The organism is Pseudomonas sp. Root401, from assembly GCF_001425105.1.
GTDB lineage: Bacteria > Pseudomonadota > Gammaproteobacteria > Pseudomonadales > Pseudomonadaceae > Aquipseudomonas > Aquipseudomonas brassicacearum.
In genome coordinates this window covers 353,203-370,649 of record NZ_LMDO01000064.1, presented here as the reverse complement: position 1 = coordinate 370,649, position 17,447 = coordinate 353,203, and the positions used below count along the sequence as shown (strand labels likewise).

General features: G+C 55.5%; 31 protein-coding genes and 1 pseudogene. All 32 read left to right on the top strand.

Features of this window, described 5'->3' with window-relative positions; all coding sequences use genetic code 11:
* Positions 1-1,130, top strand: a pseudogene (tuf, locus tag ASC85_RS28925) (elongation factor Tu); the annotation flags it as partial.
* Between the two features lie 5 nt (positions 1,131-1,135).
* Positions 1,136-1,246, top strand: coding sequence for an elongation factor Tu (locus ASC85_RS34025; RefSeq protein WP_082534534.1), 111 nt, complete (start codon positions 1,136-1,138; stop codon positions 1,244-1,246).
* A 156-nt stretch (positions 1,247-1,402) separates the two neighbouring features.
* Positions 1,403-1,714, top strand: a complete 312-nt coding sequence (rpsJ, locus tag ASC85_RS28920) for a 30S ribosomal protein S10 (RefSeq protein ID WP_003186070.1) — start codon at positions 1,403-1,405, stop codon at positions 1,712-1,714.
* Between the two features lie 80 nt (positions 1,715-1,794).
* A complete protein-coding gene (rplC, locus tag ASC85_RS28915) occupies positions 1,795-2,430 on the top strand; it encodes a 50S ribosomal protein L3 (RefSeq protein ID WP_003186059.1) in 636 nt (211 codons plus the stop codon).
* 12 nt (positions 2,431-2,442) lie between these two features.
* Entirely contained in the window at positions 2,443-3,045 is a 603-nt protein-coding gene (gene rplD / locus ASC85_RS28910; RefSeq protein ID WP_003186057.1) for a 50S ribosomal protein L4, read from the top strand.
* Positions 3,042-3,341 (top strand): 50S ribosomal protein L23, encoded by a 300-nt coding sequence (rplW, locus tag ASC85_RS28905; protein WP_002555488.1) that lies wholly within the window; start codon positions 3,042-3,044, stop codon positions 3,339-3,341. Before rplD ends, rplW begins: the two co-directional genes overlap by 4 nt.
* A 14-nt stretch (positions 3,342-3,355) precedes the next feature.
* Positions 3,356-4,180 carry a 50S ribosomal protein L2 gene (gene rplB / locus ASC85_RS28900; protein WP_003186055.1) on the top strand — a complete coding sequence of 275 codons (825 nt, stop codon included), beginning with the start codon at positions 3,356-3,358 and terminating at the stop codon, positions 4,178-4,180.
* A 16-nt stretch (positions 4,181-4,196) separates the two neighbouring features.
* Positions 4,197-4,472, top strand: a complete 276-nt coding sequence (rpsS, locus tag ASC85_RS28895) for a 30S ribosomal protein S19 (protein WP_002555486.1) — start codon at positions 4,197-4,199, stop codon at positions 4,470-4,472.
* 11 nt (positions 4,473-4,483) lie between these two features.
* Positions 4,484-4,816, top strand: a complete 333-nt coding sequence (rplV, locus tag ASC85_RS28890) for a 50S ribosomal protein L22 (protein WP_003103908.1) — start codon at positions 4,484-4,486, stop codon at positions 4,814-4,816.
* A 13-nt stretch (positions 4,817-4,829) separates the two neighbouring features.
* Positions 4,830-5,516 carry a 30S ribosomal protein S3 gene (gene rpsC, locus ASC85_RS28885; RefSeq protein ID WP_003176422.1) on the top strand — a complete coding sequence of 229 codons (687 nt, stop codon included), beginning with the start codon at positions 4,830-4,832 and terminating at the stop codon, positions 5,514-5,516.
* A gap of 12 nt (positions 5,517-5,528) precedes the next feature.
* Complete coding sequence (gene rplP / locus ASC85_RS28880; protein ID WP_003186052.1) at positions 5,529-5,942, top strand: 50S ribosomal protein L16; 414 nt, start codon at positions 5,529-5,531, stop codon at positions 5,940-5,942.
* Positions 5,942-6,133 (top strand): 50S ribosomal protein L29, encoded by a 192-nt coding sequence (rpmC, locus tag ASC85_RS28875; protein WP_002555481.1) that lies wholly within the window; start codon positions 5,942-5,944, stop codon positions 6,131-6,133. Before rplP ends, rpmC begins: the two co-directional genes overlap by 1 nt.
* Positions 6,134-6,135: 2 nt before the next feature.
* Positions 6,136-6,402, top strand: coding sequence for a 30S ribosomal protein S17 (rpsQ, locus tag ASC85_RS28870; protein WP_003194644.1), 267 nt, complete (start codon positions 6,136-6,138; stop codon positions 6,400-6,402).
* A gap of 23 nt (positions 6,403-6,425) precedes the next feature.
* Positions 6,426-6,794, top strand: coding sequence for a 50S ribosomal protein L14 (gene rplN, locus ASC85_RS28865; protein WP_002555479.1), 369 nt, complete (start codon positions 6,426-6,428; stop codon positions 6,792-6,794).
* 11 nt (positions 6,795-6,805) lie between these two features.
* Entirely contained in the window at positions 6,806-7,120 is a 315-nt protein-coding gene (gene rplX, locus ASC85_RS28860) for a 50S ribosomal protein L24 (protein ID WP_003186046.1), read from the top strand.
* 20 nt (positions 7,121-7,140) lie between these two features.
* Positions 7,141-7,680: a 50S ribosomal protein L5 gene (rplE, locus tag ASC85_RS28855; RefSeq protein ID WP_003186044.1), complete on the top strand. Its 540-nt coding sequence runs from the start codon at positions 7,141-7,143 to the stop codon at positions 7,678-7,680.
* Between the two features lie 13 nt (positions 7,681-7,693).
* Entirely contained in the window at positions 7,694-7,999 is a 306-nt protein-coding gene (rpsN, locus tag ASC85_RS28850) for a 30S ribosomal protein S14 (protein WP_003186042.1), read from the top strand.
* Between the two features lie 210 nt (positions 8,000-8,209).
* Complete coding sequence (rpsH, locus tag ASC85_RS28845) at positions 8,210-8,602, top strand: 30S ribosomal protein S8 (RefSeq protein WP_017848802.1); 393 nt, start codon at positions 8,210-8,212, stop codon at positions 8,600-8,602.
* A gap of 12 nt (positions 8,603-8,614) precedes the next feature.
* A complete protein-coding gene (gene rplF, locus ASC85_RS28840) occupies positions 8,615-9,148 on the top strand; it encodes a 50S ribosomal protein L6 (RefSeq protein ID WP_003186039.1) in 534 nt (177 codons plus the stop codon).
* Between the two features lie 10 nt (positions 9,149-9,158).
* Positions 9,159-9,509, top strand: a complete 351-nt coding sequence (gene rplR / locus ASC85_RS28835) for a 50S ribosomal protein L18 (RefSeq protein ID WP_003186037.1) — start codon at positions 9,159-9,161, stop codon at positions 9,507-9,509.
* 3 nt (positions 9,510-9,512) lie between these two features.
* Positions 9,513-10,013: a 30S ribosomal protein S5 gene (rpsE, locus tag ASC85_RS28830; protein ID WP_003186035.1), complete on the top strand. Its 501-nt coding sequence runs from the start codon at positions 9,513-9,515 to the stop codon at positions 10,011-10,013.
* Between the two features lie 2 nt (positions 10,014-10,015).
* On the top strand, positions 10,016-10,192 hold the full coding sequence (rpmD, locus tag ASC85_RS28825) for a 50S ribosomal protein L30 (RefSeq protein ID WP_003186033.1): 177 nt from the start codon (positions 10,016-10,018) through the stop codon (positions 10,190-10,192).
* A gap of 3 nt (positions 10,193-10,195) precedes the next feature.
* On the top strand, positions 10,196-10,633 hold the full coding sequence (rplO, locus tag ASC85_RS28820; RefSeq protein WP_003186032.1) for a 50S ribosomal protein L15: 438 nt from the start codon (positions 10,196-10,198) through the stop codon (positions 10,631-10,633).
* Positions 10,634-11,962, top strand: a complete 1,329-nt coding sequence (gene secY, locus ASC85_RS28815; protein WP_003186029.1) for a preprotein translocase subunit SecY — start codon at positions 10,634-10,636, stop codon at positions 11,960-11,962.
* Positions 11,963-11,992: 30 nt separating this feature from the next.
* Positions 11,993-12,109, top strand: coding sequence for a 50S ribosomal protein L36 (rpmJ, locus tag ASC85_RS31925; RefSeq protein WP_002555468.1), 117 nt, complete (start codon positions 11,993-11,995; stop codon positions 12,107-12,109).
* A 130-nt stretch (positions 12,110-12,239) separates the two neighbouring features.
* Positions 12,240-12,596: a 30S ribosomal protein S13 gene (gene rpsM / locus ASC85_RS28810; protein WP_003186020.1), complete on the top strand. Its 357-nt coding sequence runs from the start codon at positions 12,240-12,242 to the stop codon at positions 12,594-12,596.
* A 30-nt stretch (positions 12,597-12,626) separates the two neighbouring features.
* Positions 12,627-13,016, top strand: coding sequence for a 30S ribosomal protein S11 (rpsK, locus tag ASC85_RS28805; RefSeq protein WP_002555466.1), 390 nt, complete (start codon positions 12,627-12,629; stop codon positions 13,014-13,016).
* 18 nt (positions 13,017-13,034) lie between these two features.
* Positions 13,035-13,655, top strand: coding sequence for a 30S ribosomal protein S4 (gene rpsD, locus ASC85_RS28800; RefSeq protein ID WP_003176404.1), 621 nt, complete (start codon positions 13,035-13,037; stop codon positions 13,653-13,655).
* A 22-nt stretch (positions 13,656-13,677) separates the two neighbouring features.
* Positions 13,678-14,679 carry a DNA-directed RNA polymerase subunit alpha gene (locus tag ASC85_RS28795; RefSeq protein ID WP_003186012.1) on the top strand — a complete coding sequence of 334 codons (1,002 nt, stop codon included), beginning with the start codon at positions 13,678-13,680 and terminating at the stop codon, positions 14,677-14,679.
* Between the two features lie 42 nt (positions 14,680-14,721).
* Entirely contained in the window at positions 14,722-15,108 is a 387-nt protein-coding gene (rplQ, locus tag ASC85_RS28790; RefSeq protein ID WP_003186009.1) for a 50S ribosomal protein L17, read from the top strand.
* A 224-nt stretch (positions 15,109-15,332) separates the two neighbouring features.
* Entirely contained in the window at positions 15,333-16,781 is a 1,449-nt protein-coding gene (locus ASC85_RS28785; protein WP_057452334.1) for a catalase, read from the top strand.
* Positions 16,782-16,939: 158 nt separating this feature from the next.
* The gene (gene bfr / locus ASC85_RS28780; RefSeq protein ID WP_003206084.1) at positions 16,940-17,404 is read left to right on the top strand and encodes a bacterioferritin; all 465 of its coding nucleotides are present in this window, start codon (positions 16,940-16,942) and stop codon (positions 17,402-17,404) included.
* The last annotated feature ends 43 nt before the right edge of the window (positions 17,405-17,447 follow it).

Below are 17,447 nucleotides of genomic sequence, written 5' to 3'. Positions count from 1 at the left end.
ACCATTGGTCACGTTGACCACGGTAAAACCACGCTGACCGCTGCTCTGACCCGTGTCTGCTCCGAAGTTTTCGGTTCGGCCAAGGTTGACTTCGACAAGATCGACAGCGCCCCGGAAGAGAAAGCTCGCGGTATCACCATCAACACYGCTCACGTTGAATACGATTCGGCCGTGCGTCACTACGCACACGTTGACTGCCCAGGTCACGCCGACTACGTAAAAAACATGATCACTGGTGCTGCCCAGATGGACGGCGCGATCCTGGTTTGCTCGGCCGCTGATGGTCCGATGCCACAAACCCGTGAGCACATCCTGCTGTCCCGTCAGGTAGGCGTTCCGTACATCGTTGTCTTCCTGAACAAGGCTGACATGGTTGACGACGCTGAGCTGCTGGAACTGGTTGAGATGGAAGTGCGCGATCTGCTGAGCACTTACGACTTCCCAGGTGATGACACTCCAATCATCATCGGTTCGGCTCTGATGGCTCTGAACGGCCAAGACGACAACGAAATGGGCACCACTGCTGTCAAGAAGCTGGTGGAAACTCTGGACAGCTACATCCCAGAGCCAGAGCGTGCTATCGACAAGCCGTTCCTGATGCCAATCGAAGACGTATTCTCGATCTCCGGTCGCGGTACTGTTGTGACTGGTCGTGTTGAGCGTGGCATCGTCCGTATCCAGGAAGAAGTTGAGATCGTCGGTCTGCGCGACACTCAGAAAACTACCTGCACCGGCGTTGAAATGTTCCGCAAGCTGCTCGACGAAGGTCGTGCTGGCGAGAACTGCGGCGTGCTGCTGCGCGGYACCAAGCGTGACGACGTTGAGCGTGGCCAGGTTCTGGTCAAGCCAGGCACCGTCAAGCCGCACACCAAGTTCACCGCAGAAGTTTACGTTCTGAGCAAGGAAGAAGGCGGTCGTCATACTCCGTTCTTCAARGGCTACCGTCCACAGTTCTACTTCCGTACAACTGACGTGACTGGTAACTGCGAGCTGCCAGAAGGCGTTGAAATGGTAATGCCAGGTGACAACATTCAGATGACTGTTACCCTGATCAAGACCATCGCGATGGAAGACGGTCTGCGTTTCGCTATCCGTGAAGGCGGTCGTACCGTCGGCGCTGGCGTCGTAGCNTCAGATGACTGTTACCCTGATCAAGACCATCGCGATGGAAGACGGTCTGCGTTTCGCTATCCGTGAAGGCGGTCGTACCGTCGGCGCTGGCGTCGTAGCCAAAGTCATCGAGTAAGTCTCTTATAGAGTCAGCTTGATGAATTGAAAAAGCCCCCGCTTAGCGGGGGCTTTTTTATTGGGTTGACACCTATCGGGGGCGTCTATAGAATTGCGCCTCCTTTTAACGGGCGTATTGCGCCCGGTGGGAATAGCAGCCGGAGTCTGAAATCCAATGCAAAATCAGCAAATCCGTATCAGGTTGAAGGCTTTTGACCATCGCCTGATCGACCAATCCACCCAGGAAATCGTGGAAACCGCGAAACGTACTGGTGCTCAAGTGCGTGGTCCAATTCCACTGCCTACCCGTAAAGAGCGGTTCACCGTTCTGGTCTCCCCGCACGTCAACAAAGACGCGCGTGACCAGTACGAGATCCGTACTCATAAGCGCGTTCTGGACATCGTCCAGCCAACGGATAAAACCGTTGATGCACTTATGAAGCTTGATCTTGCGGCCGGTGTGGAAGTGCAGATCAGCCTCGGCTAAGACTCGGTCTTAGTCGTGTAACGCTCTGAAATGGGCGGCCATAGCGGGTGAAAGCCCCGTACACTCATGAGGTTTACAACATGACTATTGGTGTAGTCGGTCGTAAATGCGGTATGACCCGTATTTTCACCGAAGAAGGTGTCTCCATTCCGGTCACGGTCATTGAGATCGAGCCGAATCGCGTCACCCAGTTCAAAACTGAAGAGACCGATGGCTATCGTGCAGTGCAAGTCACTGTCGGCGAGCGTCGCGCTTCGCGTGTAACAGCAGCTCAGGCTGGCCACTTCGCCAAGGCGAACGTTGCCGCTGGTCGTACCGTAATGGAATTCCGTCTTGAAGAAGGCGAGTACCAGGCCGGCGATCTGATCAACGCTGAAATCTTCGCCGCAGGTCAACTGGTTGATGTAACCGGTCAGTCCAAGGGTAAAGGCTTCCAGGGTACGATCAAGCGTTGGAACTTCCGCGGGCAAGATAACACCCACGGTAACTCCGTATCCCACCGCGTTCCAGGCTCTATCGGCCAGTGCCAGACTCCTGGTCGTGTATTCAAGGGCAAAAAAATGTCCGGTCATATGGGCGCTGAGCGCGTGACCGTGCAGTCCCTCGAAGTAGTGCGCGTGGACGCTGAACGCAATCTGTTGTTGGTCAAGGGCGCTGTTCCTGGCGCTACTGGCGGCAACTTGGTTGTACGTCCAGCAGCCAAGGCTCGCGGTTAAGGGGAAGCTGACATGCAATTAAATGTAAATGACGCTCAAGCGATCGAAGTTTCCGAACTGACATTTGGCGGCGAATTCAACGAGACGCTGGTTCACCAAGCAGTCGTGGCCTACATGGCCGGCGGCCGTCAAGGTAGCAAGCAGCAAAAGACCCGTTCCGACGTTTCCGGTGGCGGCAAGCGCCCATGGCGTCAGAAAGGTACTGGCCGTGCTCGTGCCGGTACTATCCGTAGCCCAATCTGGCGTGGCGGCGGTACCACTTTCGCAGCTCGTCCTCAGGATCACTCCCAGAAGCTGAACAAGAAGATGTATCGCGCAGCAATGCGTTCCATCCTTGCTGAGCTGGTGCGTACTGATCGTCTGGTCGTGGTTCAGGACTTCGCTGTTGAAGCACCGAAAACCAAAGATCTGCTGAACAAGCTGAACGGCATGGGCCTGACTGACGTCCTGATCGTGTCTGACGCTGTTGATCAGAACCTGTACCTGGCTGCTCGCAACCTGCCACACGTCGACGTTCGTGACGTGCAAGGTTCCGATCCGGTCAGTCTGATCGCATACGACAAGGTGTTGATCACCGTGTCGGCCGTGAAGAAATTCGAGGAGCTGCTGGGATGAACCAGGAACGCGTATTTAAAGTTCTGCTTGGCCCGCACGTTTCCGAGAAGGCTACGGTTCTGGCAGACAAGAAAGGCCAGTTCGTTTTCAAGGTTGCTACCGACGCAACCAAGCTGGAAATCAAGAAGGCCGTCGAAAGCCTGTTCAGCGTGAAAGTAGAGCGCGTGACTACCCTGAACGTTCTGGGTAAAAGCAAGCGCACTGCTCGCGGTCTGGGCAAGCGTAATGACTGGAAGAAGGCAGTTATCTCCCTTCAGCCAGGCCAAGATCTCGATTTCAGCAGCAGTGCTGAGTAAGGAAGGGGTGCATCATGGCAATCGTTAAATGCAAACCGACTTCCCCTGGCCGCCGTTTTGTGGTCAAGGTGGTCAACCAGGAGCTGCATAAAGGCGCTCCTCACGCACCGCTGCTCGAGAAAAAATCGAAGTCTGGTGGTCGTAACAACAATGGCCGTATTACCACTCGTCACATCGGTGGTGGTCATAAGCAGCATTATCGTCTGGTCGACTTCCGTCGCAACGACAAGGATGGCATCGCTGCCACCGTCGAGCGTATCGAATACGATCCAAACCGTACTGCTCACATCGCTCTGCTGCTGTACGCAGATGGCGAGCGCCGCTACATCATCGCCCCTAAAGGCGTGAGTGCTGGCGACCAGCTGATCGCAGGTGCCCTGGCACCGATCAAGCCGGGCAACGCTCTGCAACTGCGTAACATTCCAGTTGGTAGCACCGTACACGGCATCGAATTGAAGCCAGGTAAAGGCGCACAGATCGCTCGTTCCGCTGGTGCTTCGGCTCAGCTGATCGCTCGTGAAGGTGTCTACGTGACCCTGCGTCTGCGTTCTGGTGAGATGCGTAAAGTACTGGCTGAATGCCGTGCGACCCTGGGCGAAGTCTCGAACTCCGAGCACAGCCTGCGTTCGTTGGGTAAAGCTGGTGCCAAGCGCTGGCGTGGCGTTCGCCCAACCGTTCGTGGTGTTGCCATGAACCCGGTTGACCACCCACATGGTGGTGGTGAAGGTCGTACCTCTGGTGGTCGTCATCCGGTATCGCCATGGGGCTTCCCGACTAAGGGCGCGAAGACTCGTGGTAATAAGCGTACCGACAAAATGATCGTCCGTCGTCGCAAGTAAATAGAGGGATACGACAGTGCCACGTTCTCTGAAAAAAGGTCCTTTTATTGATCTTCACCTACTGAAGAAGATCGAAGTGGCGGCGGAAAAGAACGATCGCAAACCAGTTAAGACCTGGTCGCGTCGTTCGATGATCCTGCCACAAATGGTCGGTTTGACCATCGCAGTACACAACGGTCGCCAACACGTCCCAGTTCTCGTGAACGAAGACATGGTCGGCCACAAACTGGGCGAGTTCGCCGGTACCCGCACATACCGTGGGCACGTGGCTGACAAGAAAGCCAAGCGTTAAGGGGTAAGGAAATGGAAGTAGCCGCTAAGTTGTCGGGCGCTCGAATCTCCGCCCAGAAAGCCCGCTTGGTCGCCGACCAGATCCGCGGGAAGAAGGTGGGCGAAGCGCTCAACCTGTTGGCTTTCAGCAGTAAGAAAGCCGCCGAGATCATGAAGAAAGTGCTGGAGTCGGCCGTAGCCAACGCCGAGCATAACGAAGGCGCAGACGTTGATGACCTGAAGGTCAGCACCGTTTTCGTCAACGAAGGGCGTTCGCTGAAGCGCATCATGCCACGTGCCAAAGGCCGTGCTGATCGCATCGTCAAGCGGTCTTGCCATATCACTGTCAAGGTTGCTGACAAGTAACGGAGTCGAAGAGATGGGTCAGAAAGTACATCCCATTGGCATTCGCCTGGGAATCGTCAAGGAGCACACCTCCGTCTGGTACGCAGACGGTCGGACTTATGCGGACTACTTGTTCGCTGATCTGAAGGTGCGTGAGTATCTCCAAGACAAACTAAAAAGCGCGTCCGTAAGCCGTATCGATATCCATCGTCCGGCGCAGACTGCACGTATCACCATCCACACCGCTCGTCCAGGTATCGTTATCGGGAAGAAAGGTGAAGATGTTGAGAAACTGCGTCAGGACCTGACCAAGCAAATGGGTGTGCCTGTGCACATCAATATCGAAGAGATCCGCAAGCCGGAGCTCGACGGTATGCTGGTTGCGCAGAGCGTAGCTCAGCAGCTGGAGCGTCGCGTAATGTTCCGTCGCGCTATGAAGCGCGCTGTACAGAACGCAATGCGCATTGGTGCCAAAGGCATCAAAATCCAAGTGAGCGGTCGTCTCGGCGGTGCTGAAATCGCACGTACTGAATGGTATCGCGAAGGTCGTGTGCCACTGCACACCCTGCGTGCCGACATCGACTATGCCAACTACGAAGCTCACACCACCTACGGTGTGATCGGTGTAAAGGTTTGGATCTTCAAAGGCGAAGTAATTGGTGGTCGCCAAGAAGAACTGAAGCCACAAGCACCAGCGCCTCGTAAAAAAGCTGCTAAGTAAGGGGTACGCCAAATGTTGCAACCAAAGCGTACGAAGTTCCGCAAGCAGATGACCGGTCACAACCGTGGCCTGGCATTGCGCGGTAGCAAAGTCAGCTTCGGCGAGTTCGCGCTGAAGTCTGTTGCTCGTGGTCGTCTCACCGCTCGTCAGATCGAGTCAGCGCGTCGTGCTCTGACCCGTCACGTAAAACGTGGCGGCAAGATCTGGATCCGTGTATTCCCGGACAAGCCTGTCACCAAGAAGCCACTCGAAGTTCGGATGGGTAAAGGTAAGGGTAACGTGGAGTACTGGGTTGCCCAGATTCAGCCAGGCAAAGTCCTGTATGAAATCGAGGGTGTTTCTGAAGAGCTGGCGCGTGAGGCTTTCGCCCTGGCTGCTGCAAAGCTGCCGCTCGCCACCTCCTTTGTTAAACGGACGGTGATGTGATGAAAGCGAATGAACTTCGTGAAAAATCAGCACAGCAGCTGAACGAGCAACTGCTCGGCCTGCTGCGCGACCAGTTCAATCTGCGTATGCAGAAAGCAACTGGCCAGTTGGGGCAGTCTCATCTGCTCTCGCAAGTTAAGCGTGACATCGCTCGCGTGAAAACTGTGCTCAACCAGCAGGCAGGTAAGTAATCATGGCTGAAGCCGAAAAAACTGTCCGTACGCTGACTGGCCGTGTTGTCAGCGACAAGATGGACAAAACCATCACCGTTCTGATCGAGCGTCGCGTTAAGCACCCGATCTACGGTAAATACGTTAAGCGTTCGACTAAGCTGCACGCGCACGACGAAACCAATCAGTGCCACATCGGCGACAAAGTCACTATTCGTGAAACTCGTCCGATGGCCAAGACCAAGTCTTGGGCGCTGGTTGATGTTCTCGAACGCGCTGTGGAAGTCTAAGGGCTAGGGGTCGGAGAAATTATATGATTCAGACTCAATCCATGCTCGATGTGGCCGATAACAGCGGCGCTCGCCGTGTTATGTGCATCAAGGTGCTGGGTGGCTCCCATCGTCGTTACGCTGGTATCGGTGACATCATCAAAGTTACCGTCAAGGAAGCAATTCCTCGCGGTAAGGTGAAAAAAGGCCAAGTGATGACTGCTGTCGTAGTCCGCACTCGCCATGGCGTCCGTCGTGCTGACGGCTCCATCATCCGCTTTGATGGCAACGCTGCTGTTCTGTTGAACAACAAGCAAGAGCCGATCGGCACCCGTATCTTTGGGCCAGTGACCCGTGAACTTCGTACTGAGAAGTTCATGAAGATCGTCTCGCTCGCCCCAGAAGTGCTGTAAGGAGATCCGACATGCAAAAGATTCGTCGTGACGACGAGATCATCGTGATCGCCGGCAAAGACAAAGGTAAGCGCGGTAAGGTGCTGAAGGTTCTTGCTGACAACCGTCTGGTTGTTGGTGGTCTGAACCTGGTCAAGCGTCATACCAAGCCTAACCCGATGTCGGGCGTACAGGGCGGTATCGTCGAGAAAGAAGCGCCACTGCACGCTTCCAACGTCGCCATCTTCAACGGCGAAACCAACAAGGCTGATCGCGTTGGTTTCAAAGTAGAAGACGGTAAGAAAATTCGTGTCTTCAAGTCGACCCAAAAAGCGGTTGATGCTTGAACACTGCTAGGTAGAAGACCATGGCACGACTAAAAGAGATTTACCGGAAGGAAATCGCACCGAAACTTAAGGAAGAACTTAAGCTTTCGAACGTGATGGAAGTTCCGCGCGTTACCAAAATCACCCTGAACATGGGTCTGGGCGAAGCGATCGGCGACAAAAAAGTCATCGAGCACGCTGTTGCTGACCTGGAAAAGATCACCGGTCAGAAAGTCGTCGTGACTTACGCTCGGAAATCCATCGCTGGCTTTAAAGTCCGTGAAGGTTGGCCGATCGGCGTCAAAGTGACCCTGCGCCGTGAGCGTATGTACGAGTTCCTGGATCGTCTGCTGTCGATCTCCCTGCCTCGGGTTCGCGACTTCCGCGGCCTGAATGCCAAGTCCTTCGATGGTCGTGGCAACTACAGCATGGGCGTTAAAGAGCAGATCATTTTCCCGGAAATCGATTACGACAAGATCGACGCTCTCCGCGGTCTGGACATTACCCTGACCACCACTGCTCGGACGGATGACGAAGGTCGCGCACTGCTGCGCGCTTTCAAATTCCCGTTCCGCAACTGATTGGAGTAGGAAAATGGCCAAGAAGAGCATGAAAAACCGTGAGCTGAAGCGTCAGCTCACCGTTGCCAAGTACGCCACCAAGCGTGCAGCGCTGAAAGCTATCATCGTTGATCTGAACGCAAGTCCAGAAGCGCGTTGGGAAGCTACCGTAGCCCTGCAGAAGCAGCCACGTGACGCAAGCGCCTCGCGCATGCGTAACCGCTGCCGCCTGACTGGTCGTCCGCACGGCGTGTACCGCAAGTTCGGCCTTGGCCGTAACATGCTGCGTCAAGCTGCAATGCGTGGTGACGTTCCAGGTCTGGTTAAAGCCAGCTGGTAAGCACTGTCAAAGTCGCGGCGTTCGGGATTGCAAGATCCTGACCGTCGGTGACCTTGAACATGAATCAAGCCCCTATTGGGGCTTGATTCATTTGTGGGGTGTGTCTAGAATACCCGGCTCGCCTGAGCCCGTGTTTTTATTGCACGGATGCGCTCGGCGACACGTACTAGCCGAAAGGCTAATTTTTTGTGTATTAGGAGCGTCTAGCCCATGAGTATGCAGGACCCGTTAGCGGACATGCTAACTCGTATCCGTAATGCCCAGATGGCTGAAAAGTCCGTCGTAAGCATGCCATCTTCTACGTTGAAGGTAGCTGTTGCCAAAGTCCTGAAGGACGAAGGTTACATTGCGGGTTATCAGATCAGCAGCGAAATCAAGCCACTGCTGTCCATCGAGCTGAAGTACTTCGAAGGCCGTCCGGTCATCGAGGAAGTGAAGCGCGTTAGCCGTCCAGGCCTGCGTCAGTACAAGTCCGTCGAGGATCTGCCGAAAGTTCGCGGCGGCCTGGGCGTGTCTATCGTCTCCACCAACAAAGGTGTGATGACGGATCGTGCTGCGCGCGCTGCCGGTGTCGGCGGCGAAGTTCTTTGCACTGTGTTCTAAGGGGGGATAAGCATGTCACGCGTCGCTAAGAACCCCGTTAAGCTGCCAGCCGGTGTCGAAGTCAAATTCGCAGGCCAACAGCTTTCGGTGAAGGGTGCCAAGGGCACTCTGCAACTGAACATCCATTCGTCCGTTGAGATCGTTGAAGAAGCTGGTGAGCTGCGTTTCGCTGCTCGCAATGGCGATCAACAGACTCGCGCAATGGCTGGTACCACTCGTGCGTTGGTAAACAACATGGTCCAAGGCGTAAGCCAAGGCTTCGAGCGCAAGCTCCAGCTGGTCGGTGTTGGTTACAAAGCGCAAGCAAAAGGCACAGTGCTGAACCTGGCTCTTGGCTTCTCGCACCCAGTGGATTATGAACTGCCGGAAGGCATCACCGCTGAGACTCCTAGCCAGACCGATATCCTGATCAAGGGCATCGACAAGCAGCTGGTAGGTCAAGTGGCCGCCGAGATCCGCGACTTCCGTCCACCAGAGCCGTACAAAGGCAAAGGTGTGCGCTACGCGGACGAAGTCGTCCGTCGTAAAGAAGCCAAGAAGAAGTAGGGCATAGCAAATGACCGACAAAAAAGTTACTCGACTGCGTCGCGCTCGCAAAGCACGCCTGAAAATGCACGAACTCGAAGTCGTGCGTCTCTGCGTGTTCCGCTCGTCGCAGCACATCTACGCCCAGGTCATTTCGGCCGACGGCAACAAAGTCCTGGCAAGTGCCTCGACTTTGGATAAAGAACTGCGTGATGGTGCCACTGGCAACATCGACGCGGCCACTAAGGTTGGCCAGCTGGTCGCTACGCGTGCTAAAGCCGCTGGCGTCTCGCAGGTGGCTTTCGACCGCTCTGGCTTCAAGTACCACGGCCGCGTCAAGGCGCTGGCTGATGCTGCTCGTGAAGCTGGGCTGGAGTTCTAAGTTATGTCAAATAACGACCAAAAGCGCGACGAAGGCTACATCGAGAAGCTGGTTCAAGTTAACCGCGTAGCCAAAACCGTTAAAGGCGGCCGTATCTTCACTTTCACTGCGTTGACCGTAGTGGGTGATGGTAAAGGCCGTGTTGGCTTCGGCCGTGGCAAGTCGCGTGAAGTGCCTGCTGCGATCCAGAAGGCAATGGAAGCTGCTCGCCGCAACATGATCCAGGTTGATCTGAACGGCACCACTCTGCAGTACGCAATGAAGTCTGCCCATGGCGCTTCGAAGGTGTACATGCAGCCTGCTTCTGAAGGTACCGGTATCATCGCTGGCGGCGCTATGCGTGCTGTCCTCGAAGTTGCTGGCGTTCAGAACGTTCTGGCCAAGTGCTACGGCTCGACTAACCCGGTAAACGTGGTTCACGCCACTTTCAAGGGTTTGAAAGCAATGCAGTCTCCTGAATCCATTGCCGCCAAGCGTGGCAAAAGCGTCAAGGAGATCTTCTGATCATGGCTACCGTAAAAGTTACGCTGATCAAAAGCATGACCGGCCGCATCCCTAACCACAAACTGTGCGTTAAGGGTCTGGGTCTGCGTCGCATCGGTCACACTGTAGAAGTCCTGGATACTCCCGAGAATCGCGGGATGATCAACAAGGCTTACTACATGCTGCGTGTCGAGGGTTAATCGATGAAACTCAATGATCTGAGTCCAGCGCCGGGTTCCCGTCGTGAAAAGCATCGTCCGGGCCGTGGTATCGGTAGTGGTTTGGGCAAGACCGGTGGCCGTGGCCACAAAGGTCAGACCTCCCGCTCCGGTGGCACCATTGCTCCAGGCTTTGAAGGCGGTCAACAGCCGCTGCATCGTCGCCTGCCGAAGTTCGGTTTCGTTTCCCTGAAAGCCATGGATCGCGCAGAAGTGCGTCTGTCCGAGCTGGCCAAAGTGGACGGCGACATCGTCACCGTGCAGTCCCTGAAGGATGCCAACGTGATCAACCAGAACGTTCAGCGTGTGAAAATCATGCTGTCGGGCGAAGTTGCTCGTGCTGTCACCATCGGAAAGGGAATCGGCGCCACCAAAGGTGCGCGTGCGGCTATCGAAGCAGCTGGCGGCAAGTTCGAGGAATAAATGGCTAAGCAAGGTGCTCTCTCTGCGCTCGGCAAAGGCGGTATGTCTGAACTCTGGGCTCGTCTGCGTTTTCTGTTCCTGGCGATTATCGTCTACCGAATAGGCGCACACATCCCGGTTCCAGGTATCAACCCGGACCGACTCGCGGACCTGTTTCGACAGAATGAGGGGACCATTCTTAGCTTGTTCAACATGTTTTCCGGCGGCGCGCTGGAGCGGATGAGCATCTTTGCACTGGGGATCATGCCGTACATTTCGGCATCGATCATCATGCAATTGATGAGCGCCGTCAGCCCGCAGCTGGAGCAGTTGAAGAAGGAAGGTGAAGCTGGCCGTCGCAAGATCAGCCAGTACACCCGCTACGGCACTGTCGTCCTCGCTCTCGTTCAAGCCATTGGCATGTCCATCGGCTTGGCGGGGCAGGGCGTTTCGTTCACTGCTGACTTCAGCTTTCATTTCGTTGCGGTAACCACTTTTGTGGCGGGCGCGATGTTCATGATGTGGCTGGGTGAGCAGATTACTGAGCGTGGTGTTGGCAACGGTATCTCGATGTTGATCTTCGCAGGTATCGTCGCCGGTCTTCCGAGAGCGATCGGGCAGTCTTTCGAGTCTGCGCGTCAGGGTGATATCAACATTTTCGCCCTGGTTGCCATCGGTCTGCTGGCAGTAGCGATTATCGGTTTCGTGGTGTTCATTGAGCGTGGCCAGCGTCGTATTGCTGTTCACTACGCCAAGCGTCAGCAGGGCCGCAAGGTATTTGCTGCGCAGACTAGCCACTTGCCGTTGAAGGTGAACATGGCCGGCGTAATTCCGGCTATTTTCGCGAGCAGCATCCTGCTGTTCCCGGCTTCGTTGGGTGCCTGGTTCGGCCAGTCTGAAGGTATGGGCTGGTTGCAGGACATCTCGCAGTCGATCGCTCCTGGTCAGCCGTTGAATATTCTGCTGTTTAGTGCAGGGATTATTTTCTTCTGCTTCTTCTATACGGCGTTGATGTTCAATCCGAAAGACGTAGCGGAAAACCTGAAGAAGTCCGGTGCCTTTATTCCGGGCATCCGTCCAGGTGAGCAGTCTGCGCGCTACATTGATGGCGTTCTGACTCGCTTGACCATGTTCGGTGCTCTTTACATGACGGCCGTCTGTCTGTTGCCCCAGTTCCTGGTGGTTGCGGCAAACGTACCGTTCTACCTTGGCGGGACCTCGTTGCTGATCGTGGTCGTGGTTGTGATGGACTTCATGTCCCAAGTACAATCGCACCTCGTTTCGCACCAGTACGAATCCCTGATGAAGAAAGCCAACCTGAAGGGCTACGGCAGCGGCATGTTGCGCTGAGTAGCGTCCATAAGGTTCGAGGAGTTGGTGATGAAAGTTCGTGCATCGGTGAAAAAGCTGTGCCGTAACTGCAAGATTATTCGCCGCGAAGGTGTTGTTCGGGTAATTTGCAGCGCGGAACCGCGTCACAAACAGCGCCAAGGCTGAGTGTGATTGTGCTTTAAGCCCGGCAGCTAGTGCGCTGCCGGGTTGATTATTTGTTATTACAGCGATATTATCTCGCGCCCTATTTCTTGGCTTCCGGGGCGTAGGTAGCTGTCAATTGGAGTCCCACTGAATGGCCCGTATTGCAGGCGTCAACATTCCAGATAACAAGCATACTGTTATCTCGCTGACCTACATCTATGGTGTTGGTCGCACTACTGCACAGAAAATTTGTGCGGTGACTGGGGTCAACCCAGCGGCAAAGATCAAAGATCTGAGCGACGAGCAGATTGAACAGCTGCGTGGCGAAGTGGCGAAGTTCACCACTGAAGGTGACCTGCGTCGCGAAATCAACATGAAAATCAAGCGCTTGATGGACCTCGGTTGCTATCGCGGTCTGCGTCATCGTCGTGGTCTGCCAGTACGCGGTCAGCGTACCAAGACCAACGCGCGTACCCGTAAAGGTCCGCGTAAGCCGATCCGCAAGTAATCGCCCCAGCGAATCGACAGGAATTTAATCATGGCAAAACCTGCTGCTCGTCCTCGTAAAAAAGTTAAAAAGACAGTGGTTGATGGCATCGCCCACATCCATGCTTCTTTTAACAACACCATCGTGACCATTACCGACCGTCAAGGTAACGCTCTTTCCTGGGCTACCTCCGGTGGTTCGGGTTTCCGCGGTTCCCGCAAGTCCACCCCGTTCGCTGCTCAAGTAGCTGCTGAGCGTGCTGGTCAAGCTGCGCTGGAATACGGCCTGAAAAACCTCGACGTCAACGTCAAGGGTCCAGGTCCAGGTCGTGAATCCGCAGTCCGCGCTTTGAACGGCTGTGGCTACAAGATCGCCAGCATCACCGACGTGACGCCAATCCCGCACAACGGGTGCCGTCCGCCGAAGAAGCGCCGCGTGTAATCCAGGAGATTGTAAAGAATGGCTCGTTACATTGGTCCAAAATGCAAACTCGCTCGTCGCGAAGGCACCGATCTTTTTCTGAAGAGCGGCGTGCGCGCGATCGAATCGAAGTGCAACATTGAAGCAGCACCTGGTATCCACGGCCAACGCCGCGGTCGCCAGTCCGACTACGGCACCCAACTGCGTGAAAAGCAGAAGGTCCGTCGTATCTACGGCGTTCTCGAGCGTCAATTCAGCGGCTACTACAAAGAAGCTGCTGGCAAGAAAGGCGCAACCGGCGAAAACCTGTTGCAGCTGCTCGAATGCCGCCTGGACAACGTTGTATACCGTATGGGTTTCGGTTCTACTCGTGCCGAATCCCGTCAGCTGGTATCGCACAAGTCGATCAGCGTTAACGGTCAGACCGTAAACGTTCCGTCCTACCAGGTTCGTGCTGGTGACGTGGTTGCTGTTCGCGAGAAAGCAAAGAACCAACTTCGCATTGTCCAAGCTCTCGATCTGTGTGCCCAACGTGGCCGCGTAGAATGGGTAGAAGTAGACACTGAGAAGAAGTCGGGCGTTTTCAAGAACGTTCCTGCTCGCAGTGATCTGTCCGCCGACATCAACGAAAGCCTGATTGTCGAGCTCTACTCCAAGTAAGGGCTAGAAAATAGGTGCATCCATGCAGATTTCGGTAAATGAGTTCCTGACACCCCGCCATATTGATGTGCAGGTTGTCAGTCCAACCCGCGCCAAGATCACACTCGAGCCTCTCGAGCGTGGTTTCGGCCACACCCTGGGCAACGCGCTGCGCCGCATCCTGTTGTCCTCAATGCCCGGCTGTGCAGTAGTCGAGGCCGAGATTGACGGTGTGCTCCACGAGTACAGCGCCATCGAAGGTGTACAGGAAGATGTAATTGAAATCCTGTTGAACCTTAAAGGTCTGGCTATCAAGCTGCACGGTCGTGACGAAGTTACGCTGACCTTGTCGAAGAAGGGTTCGGGGGTGGTTACCGCTGCCGATATTCAGCTGGATCATGATGTCGAGATCGTTAACCCCGATCACGTAATCGCTAACCTGGCGTCTAACGGCGCCCTGAACATGAAGCTCACCGTAGCTCGTGGTCGTGGTTATGAACCGGCAGACTCGCGTCAGAGCGATGAAGACGAAAGCCGCAGCATCGGTCGCTTGCAGCTTGACTCTTCGTTCAGCCCGGTTCGCCGTATCGCATACGTGGTGGAAAACGCCCGTGTCGAACAGCGTACCAACCTGGACAAGCTGGTTATTGATCTGGAAACCAACGGTACCCTGGATCCTGAAGAGGCTATCCGCCGTGCTGCAACCATCCTGCAACAGCAGTTGGCTGCGTTCGTCGACCTCAAAGGTGATAGTGAGCCAGTGGTTGTCGAGCAGGAAGACGAGATCGATCCGATCCTGCTTCGCCCGGTTGACGATCTGGAACTGACTGTACGTTCGGCTAACTGCCTTAAGGCGGAAAACATCTACTACATCGGCGACCTGATTCAGCGTACCGAAGTAGAGCTGTTGAAGACTCCGAACCTTGGCAAGAAATCCTTGACTGAAATCAAGGACGTTCTGGCCTCCCGCGGTCTGTCCCTCGGCATGCGCCTCGACAACTGGCCGCCTGCAAGTCTTAAGAAGGACGACAAGGCGACTGCCTGATCGTCGTAATCACCGAACGTTGTGTTTGGTAAGGAATGAACCATGCGTCATCGTAAAAGTGGTCGTCACCTGAGCCGCACCAGCTCGCACCGCAAGGCCATGTTCCAAAACATGGCGGTGTCGCTGTTCGAGCACGAGCTGATCAAAACTACACTGCCGAAAGCCAAAGAACTGCGTCGCGTTGCTGAGCCGCTGATCACTCTGGCCAAGACAGATAGCCTGGCTAACCGTCGTCTGGCTTTCGACCGTACTCGTTCGAAAGCTATCGTTGGTAAGCTCTTCAACGACCTGGGCAAGCGTTACGCTACCCGTGAGGGTGGCTACCTGCGCATCCTCAAGTGCGGTTTCCGCGCTGGCGACAACGCGCCTATGGCGTACGTCGAGTTGGTTGATCGTGCTACCAGCGGTGAAGCTGTATCCGCTGAGTAAGTCGGCAACATACAAAAAACCGGGCCTTGTGCCCGGTTTTTTGTTGCCTGAAGGAAATGCAGGCAAGCCGCTTTGACCGGCTTGGCTATTGGCAAGTACTCAGCATTAGATAATGACTATCGATGTCCATGATTTAATGAATTTGGATACTGTCATTAATATGATCAATACTCCTTTCCAGCCGATTAGCCGGCAGTTCGAAGACCGACCTAGGAAGATTGAGCATGAGCCAGACCAAAACGCTTACGACCGCCAGCGGCGCTCCTGTCGCCGATAACCAGAACTCTCGTTCCGCCGGCCCGCGCGGCCCGCTGCTGCTCGACGATTTCCACCTGATCGAGAAGCTTGCTCACTTCAATCGCGAGAACATTCCTGAGCGCCGCGTGCACGCCAAGGGCTCGGGCGCCTACGGTACATTCACCGTTACCCGGGACATCACCCAGTACACCAGCGCCAAGTTGTTCGAATCAGTTGGCAAGCAGACTCCCACCTTCCTGCGGTTCTCCACTGTGGGCGGTGAGCGTGGTTCGGCCGACACTGAACGCGATCCGCGCGGTTTCGCCCTGAAGTTCTACACCGAGGAAGGCAACTGGGACATCGTCGGCAACAATACGCCGGTATTCTTCATCCGTGATCCGTTGAAGTTTCCCGACTTCATCCACACCCAGAAACGTCTGCCGCAAAGCAACCTGAAAAGCGCCCAGGCGATGTGGGATTTCTGGTCGCATTCGCCTGAGGCGTTGCACCAGGTCACCATTCTGTTCTCCGATCGCGGTATTCCGGATGGCTACCGCCACATGCACGGCTTTGGCAGCCACACCTACAGCCTGATCAACGCGCAGGGTGAGCGCCACTGGGTGAAGTGGCACTACAAGACCCAGCAAGGGATCAAGAACCTCGCGCCGGCAGAAGCAGCACGCCTGGCGGGTACCGACCCGGATTACGCCCAGCGTGACTTGTTCGGCGCCATCGAGCGCGGTGACTTCCCGAAATGGAGCGTTTGCATCCAGGTCATGACCGAGGCCCAGGCGGCAGCGCATTACGAGAATCCGTTCGACGTCACCAAGACCTGGTCGCAGAAAGAGTTTCCGCTGATCGAAGTCGGTGTGCTCGAGCTCAACCGTAACCCGCTGAATTACTTTGCTGAAGTCGAGCAAGCGGCGTTTGGCCCTAGCAACATGGTGCCAGGGGTGGGTCTGTCGCCGGACCGCATGCTGCAGGGCCGTGTCTTCGCCTATGCTGATGCGCACCGCTACCGTGTGGGCACCAATCACCAGCAATTGCCGGTGAATGCGCCGCGCAGTCCGGTCAATACCTACCAGCGCGACGGCGCCATGGCGTTTGGCAGCAATGGCGGGGCGGCACCGAACTACGAGCCTAACAGCTACGTGGAAGCGCCGAAGCAGGCCCCACGCTACGCAGAACCAGCACTGGCCCTCAGCGGCGCGGCGGATCGTTACGACCATCGCGAAGACACCGACTACTACAGTCACGCCGGTGCGCTGTTCCGTTTGATGAGCGATGAGCAGAAGGCGCTGTTGATCAGCAACATCGCCGGTGCAATGGGAGGCGTGTCGGCAGATGTGGTGGACCGTCAGTTGCAGCATTTCTTCAAGGCCGATGTTGCCTATGGAGAAGGCATCGCAAAAGCCTTGGGTGTAGCGCTTAACTAAGTCTAAACGAGAAGCAGAACCGCCCTCATTAGGGCGGTTTTTGCGTTATTTAACCTGGTTTTCTCGGATTTTCTTCGCTTTTGTAGCGTTGAGGCAGTGACCTTGCGGTCAGCTTGGTTCAAACTACAACCTTTAAAAGCTTGTGGAGATGTAGGGCGATGCAAGGTCACCCAGACGTAATCGATTACCTCAACACGCTGCTGACAGGCGAACTGGCAGCCCGTGATCAATATTTCATCCATTCGCGGATGTACGAGGATTGGGGTTTTACCGAGCTCTACGAACGTATCAACCACGAGATGGAAGAAGAGACCCAGCACGCCGATGCGCTGATGCGCCGGATCCTGATGCTCGAAGGCACGCCACGCATGCGCGCCGATGACCTGGACGTCGGTACCACGGTGCCCGATATGCTCGCTGCCGACCTGCGCCTGGAATACAAAGTCCGCGCTGCGCTGTGCAAAGGCATCGAGCTCTGCGAGCAGCACAACGACTATGTGACCCGCGAGATCCTGCGGATCCAGCTCGCCGACACCGAAGAAGACCACACCTACTGGCTGGAGAAGCAGTTGGGTCTGATCAAGCTGATCGGGTTGGAAAACTACCTGCAATCGCAGTTCTGATTGCTGGGAAAGGGAACGCAGAGCGTCCCAAGCTGCATTCCCA

Bases quoted from the DNA above. Each gene is read 5' to 3' on its own strand.
- ASC85_RS34025 (WP_082534534.1), top strand. From the start codon at position 1,136: ATGACTGTTACCCTGATCAAGACCATCGCGATGGAAGACGGTCTGCGT.
- rpsJ (WP_003186070.1), top strand. From the start codon at position 1,403: ATGCAAAATCAGCAAATCCGTATCAGGTTGAAGGCTTTTGACCATCGC.
- rplC (WP_003186059.1), top strand. From the start codon at position 1,795: ATGACTATTGGTGTAGTCGGTCGTAAATGCGGTATGACCCGTATTTTC.
- rplD (WP_003186057.1), top strand. From the start codon at position 2,443: ATGCAATTAAATGTAAATGACGCTCAAGCGATCGAAGTTTCCGAACTG.
- rplW (WP_002555488.1), top strand. From the start codon at position 3,042: ATGAACCAGGAACGCGTATTTAAAGTTCTGCTTGGCCCGCACGTTTCC.
- rplB (WP_003186055.1), top strand. From the start codon at position 3,356: ATGGCAATCGTTAAATGCAAACCGACTTCCCCTGGCCGCCGTTTTGTG.
- rplV (WP_003103908.1), top strand. From the start codon at position 4,484: ATGGAAGTAGCCGCTAAGTTGTCGGGCGCTCGAATCTCCGCCCAGAAA.
- rpsC (WP_003176422.1), top strand. From the start codon at position 4,830: ATGGGTCAGAAAGTACATCCCATTGGCATTCGCCTGGGAATCGTCAAG.
- rplP (WP_003186052.1), top strand. From the start codon at position 5,529: ATGTTGCAACCAAAGCGTACGAAGTTCCGCAAGCAGATGACCGGTCAC.
- rpmC (WP_002555481.1), top strand. From the start codon at position 5,942: ATGAAAGCGAATGAACTTCGTGAAAAATCAGCACAGCAGCTGAACGAG.
- rpsQ (WP_003194644.1), top strand. From the start codon at position 6,136: ATGGCTGAAGCCGAAAAAACTGTCCGTACGCTGACTGGCCGTGTTGTC.
- rplN (WP_002555479.1), top strand. From the start codon at position 6,426: ATGATTCAGACTCAATCCATGCTCGATGTGGCCGATAACAGCGGCGCT.
- rplX (WP_003186046.1), top strand. From the start codon at position 6,806: ATGCAAAAGATTCGTCGTGACGACGAGATCATCGTGATCGCCGGCAAA.
- rplE (WP_003186044.1), top strand. From the start codon at position 7,141: ATGGCACGACTAAAAGAGATTTACCGGAAGGAAATCGCACCGAAACTT.
- rpsN (WP_003186042.1), top strand. From the start codon at position 7,694: ATGGCCAAGAAGAGCATGAAAAACCGTGAGCTGAAGCGTCAGCTCACC.
- rpsH (WP_017848802.1), top strand. From the start codon at position 8,210: ATGAGTATGCAGGACCCGTTAGCGGACATGCTAACTCGTATCCGTAAT.
- rplF (WP_003186039.1), top strand. From the start codon at position 8,615: ATGTCACGCGTCGCTAAGAACCCCGTTAAGCTGCCAGCCGGTGTCGAA.
- rplR (WP_003186037.1), top strand. From the start codon at position 9,159: ATGACCGACAAAAAAGTTACTCGACTGCGTCGCGCTCGCAAAGCACGC.
- rpsE (WP_003186035.1), top strand. From the start codon at position 9,513: ATGTCAAATAACGACCAAAAGCGCGACGAAGGCTACATCGAGAAGCTG.
- rpmD (WP_003186033.1), top strand. From the start codon at position 10,016: ATGGCTACCGTAAAAGTTACGCTGATCAAAAGCATGACCGGCCGCATC.
- rplO (WP_003186032.1), top strand. From the start codon at position 10,196: ATGAAACTCAATGATCTGAGTCCAGCGCCGGGTTCCCGTCGTGAAAAG.
- secY (WP_003186029.1), top strand. From the start codon at position 10,634: ATGGCTAAGCAAGGTGCTCTCTCTGCGCTCGGCAAAGGCGGTATGTCT.
- rpmJ (WP_002555468.1), top strand. From the start codon at position 11,993: ATGAAAGTTCGTGCATCGGTGAAAAAGCTGTGCCGTAACTGCAAGATT.
- rpsM (WP_003186020.1), top strand. From the start codon at position 12,240: ATGGCCCGTATTGCAGGCGTCAACATTCCAGATAACAAGCATACTGTT.
- rpsK (WP_002555466.1), top strand. From the start codon at position 12,627: ATGGCAAAACCTGCTGCTCGTCCTCGTAAAAAAGTTAAAAAGACAGTG.
- rpsD (WP_003176404.1), top strand. From the start codon at position 13,035: ATGGCTCGTTACATTGGTCCAAAATGCAAACTCGCTCGTCGCGAAGGC.
- ASC85_RS28795 (WP_003186012.1), top strand. From the start codon at position 13,678: ATGCAGATTTCGGTAAATGAGTTCCTGACACCCCGCCATATTGATGTG.
- rplQ (WP_003186009.1), top strand. From the start codon at position 14,722: ATGCGTCATCGTAAAAGTGGTCGTCACCTGAGCCGCACCAGCTCGCAC.
- ASC85_RS28785 (WP_057452334.1), top strand. From the start codon at position 15,333: ATGAGCCAGACCAAAACGCTTACGACCGCCAGCGGCGCTCCTGTCGCC.
- bfr (WP_003206084.1), top strand. From the start codon at position 16,940: ATGCAAGGTCACCCAGACGTAATCGATTACCTCAACACGCTGCTGACA.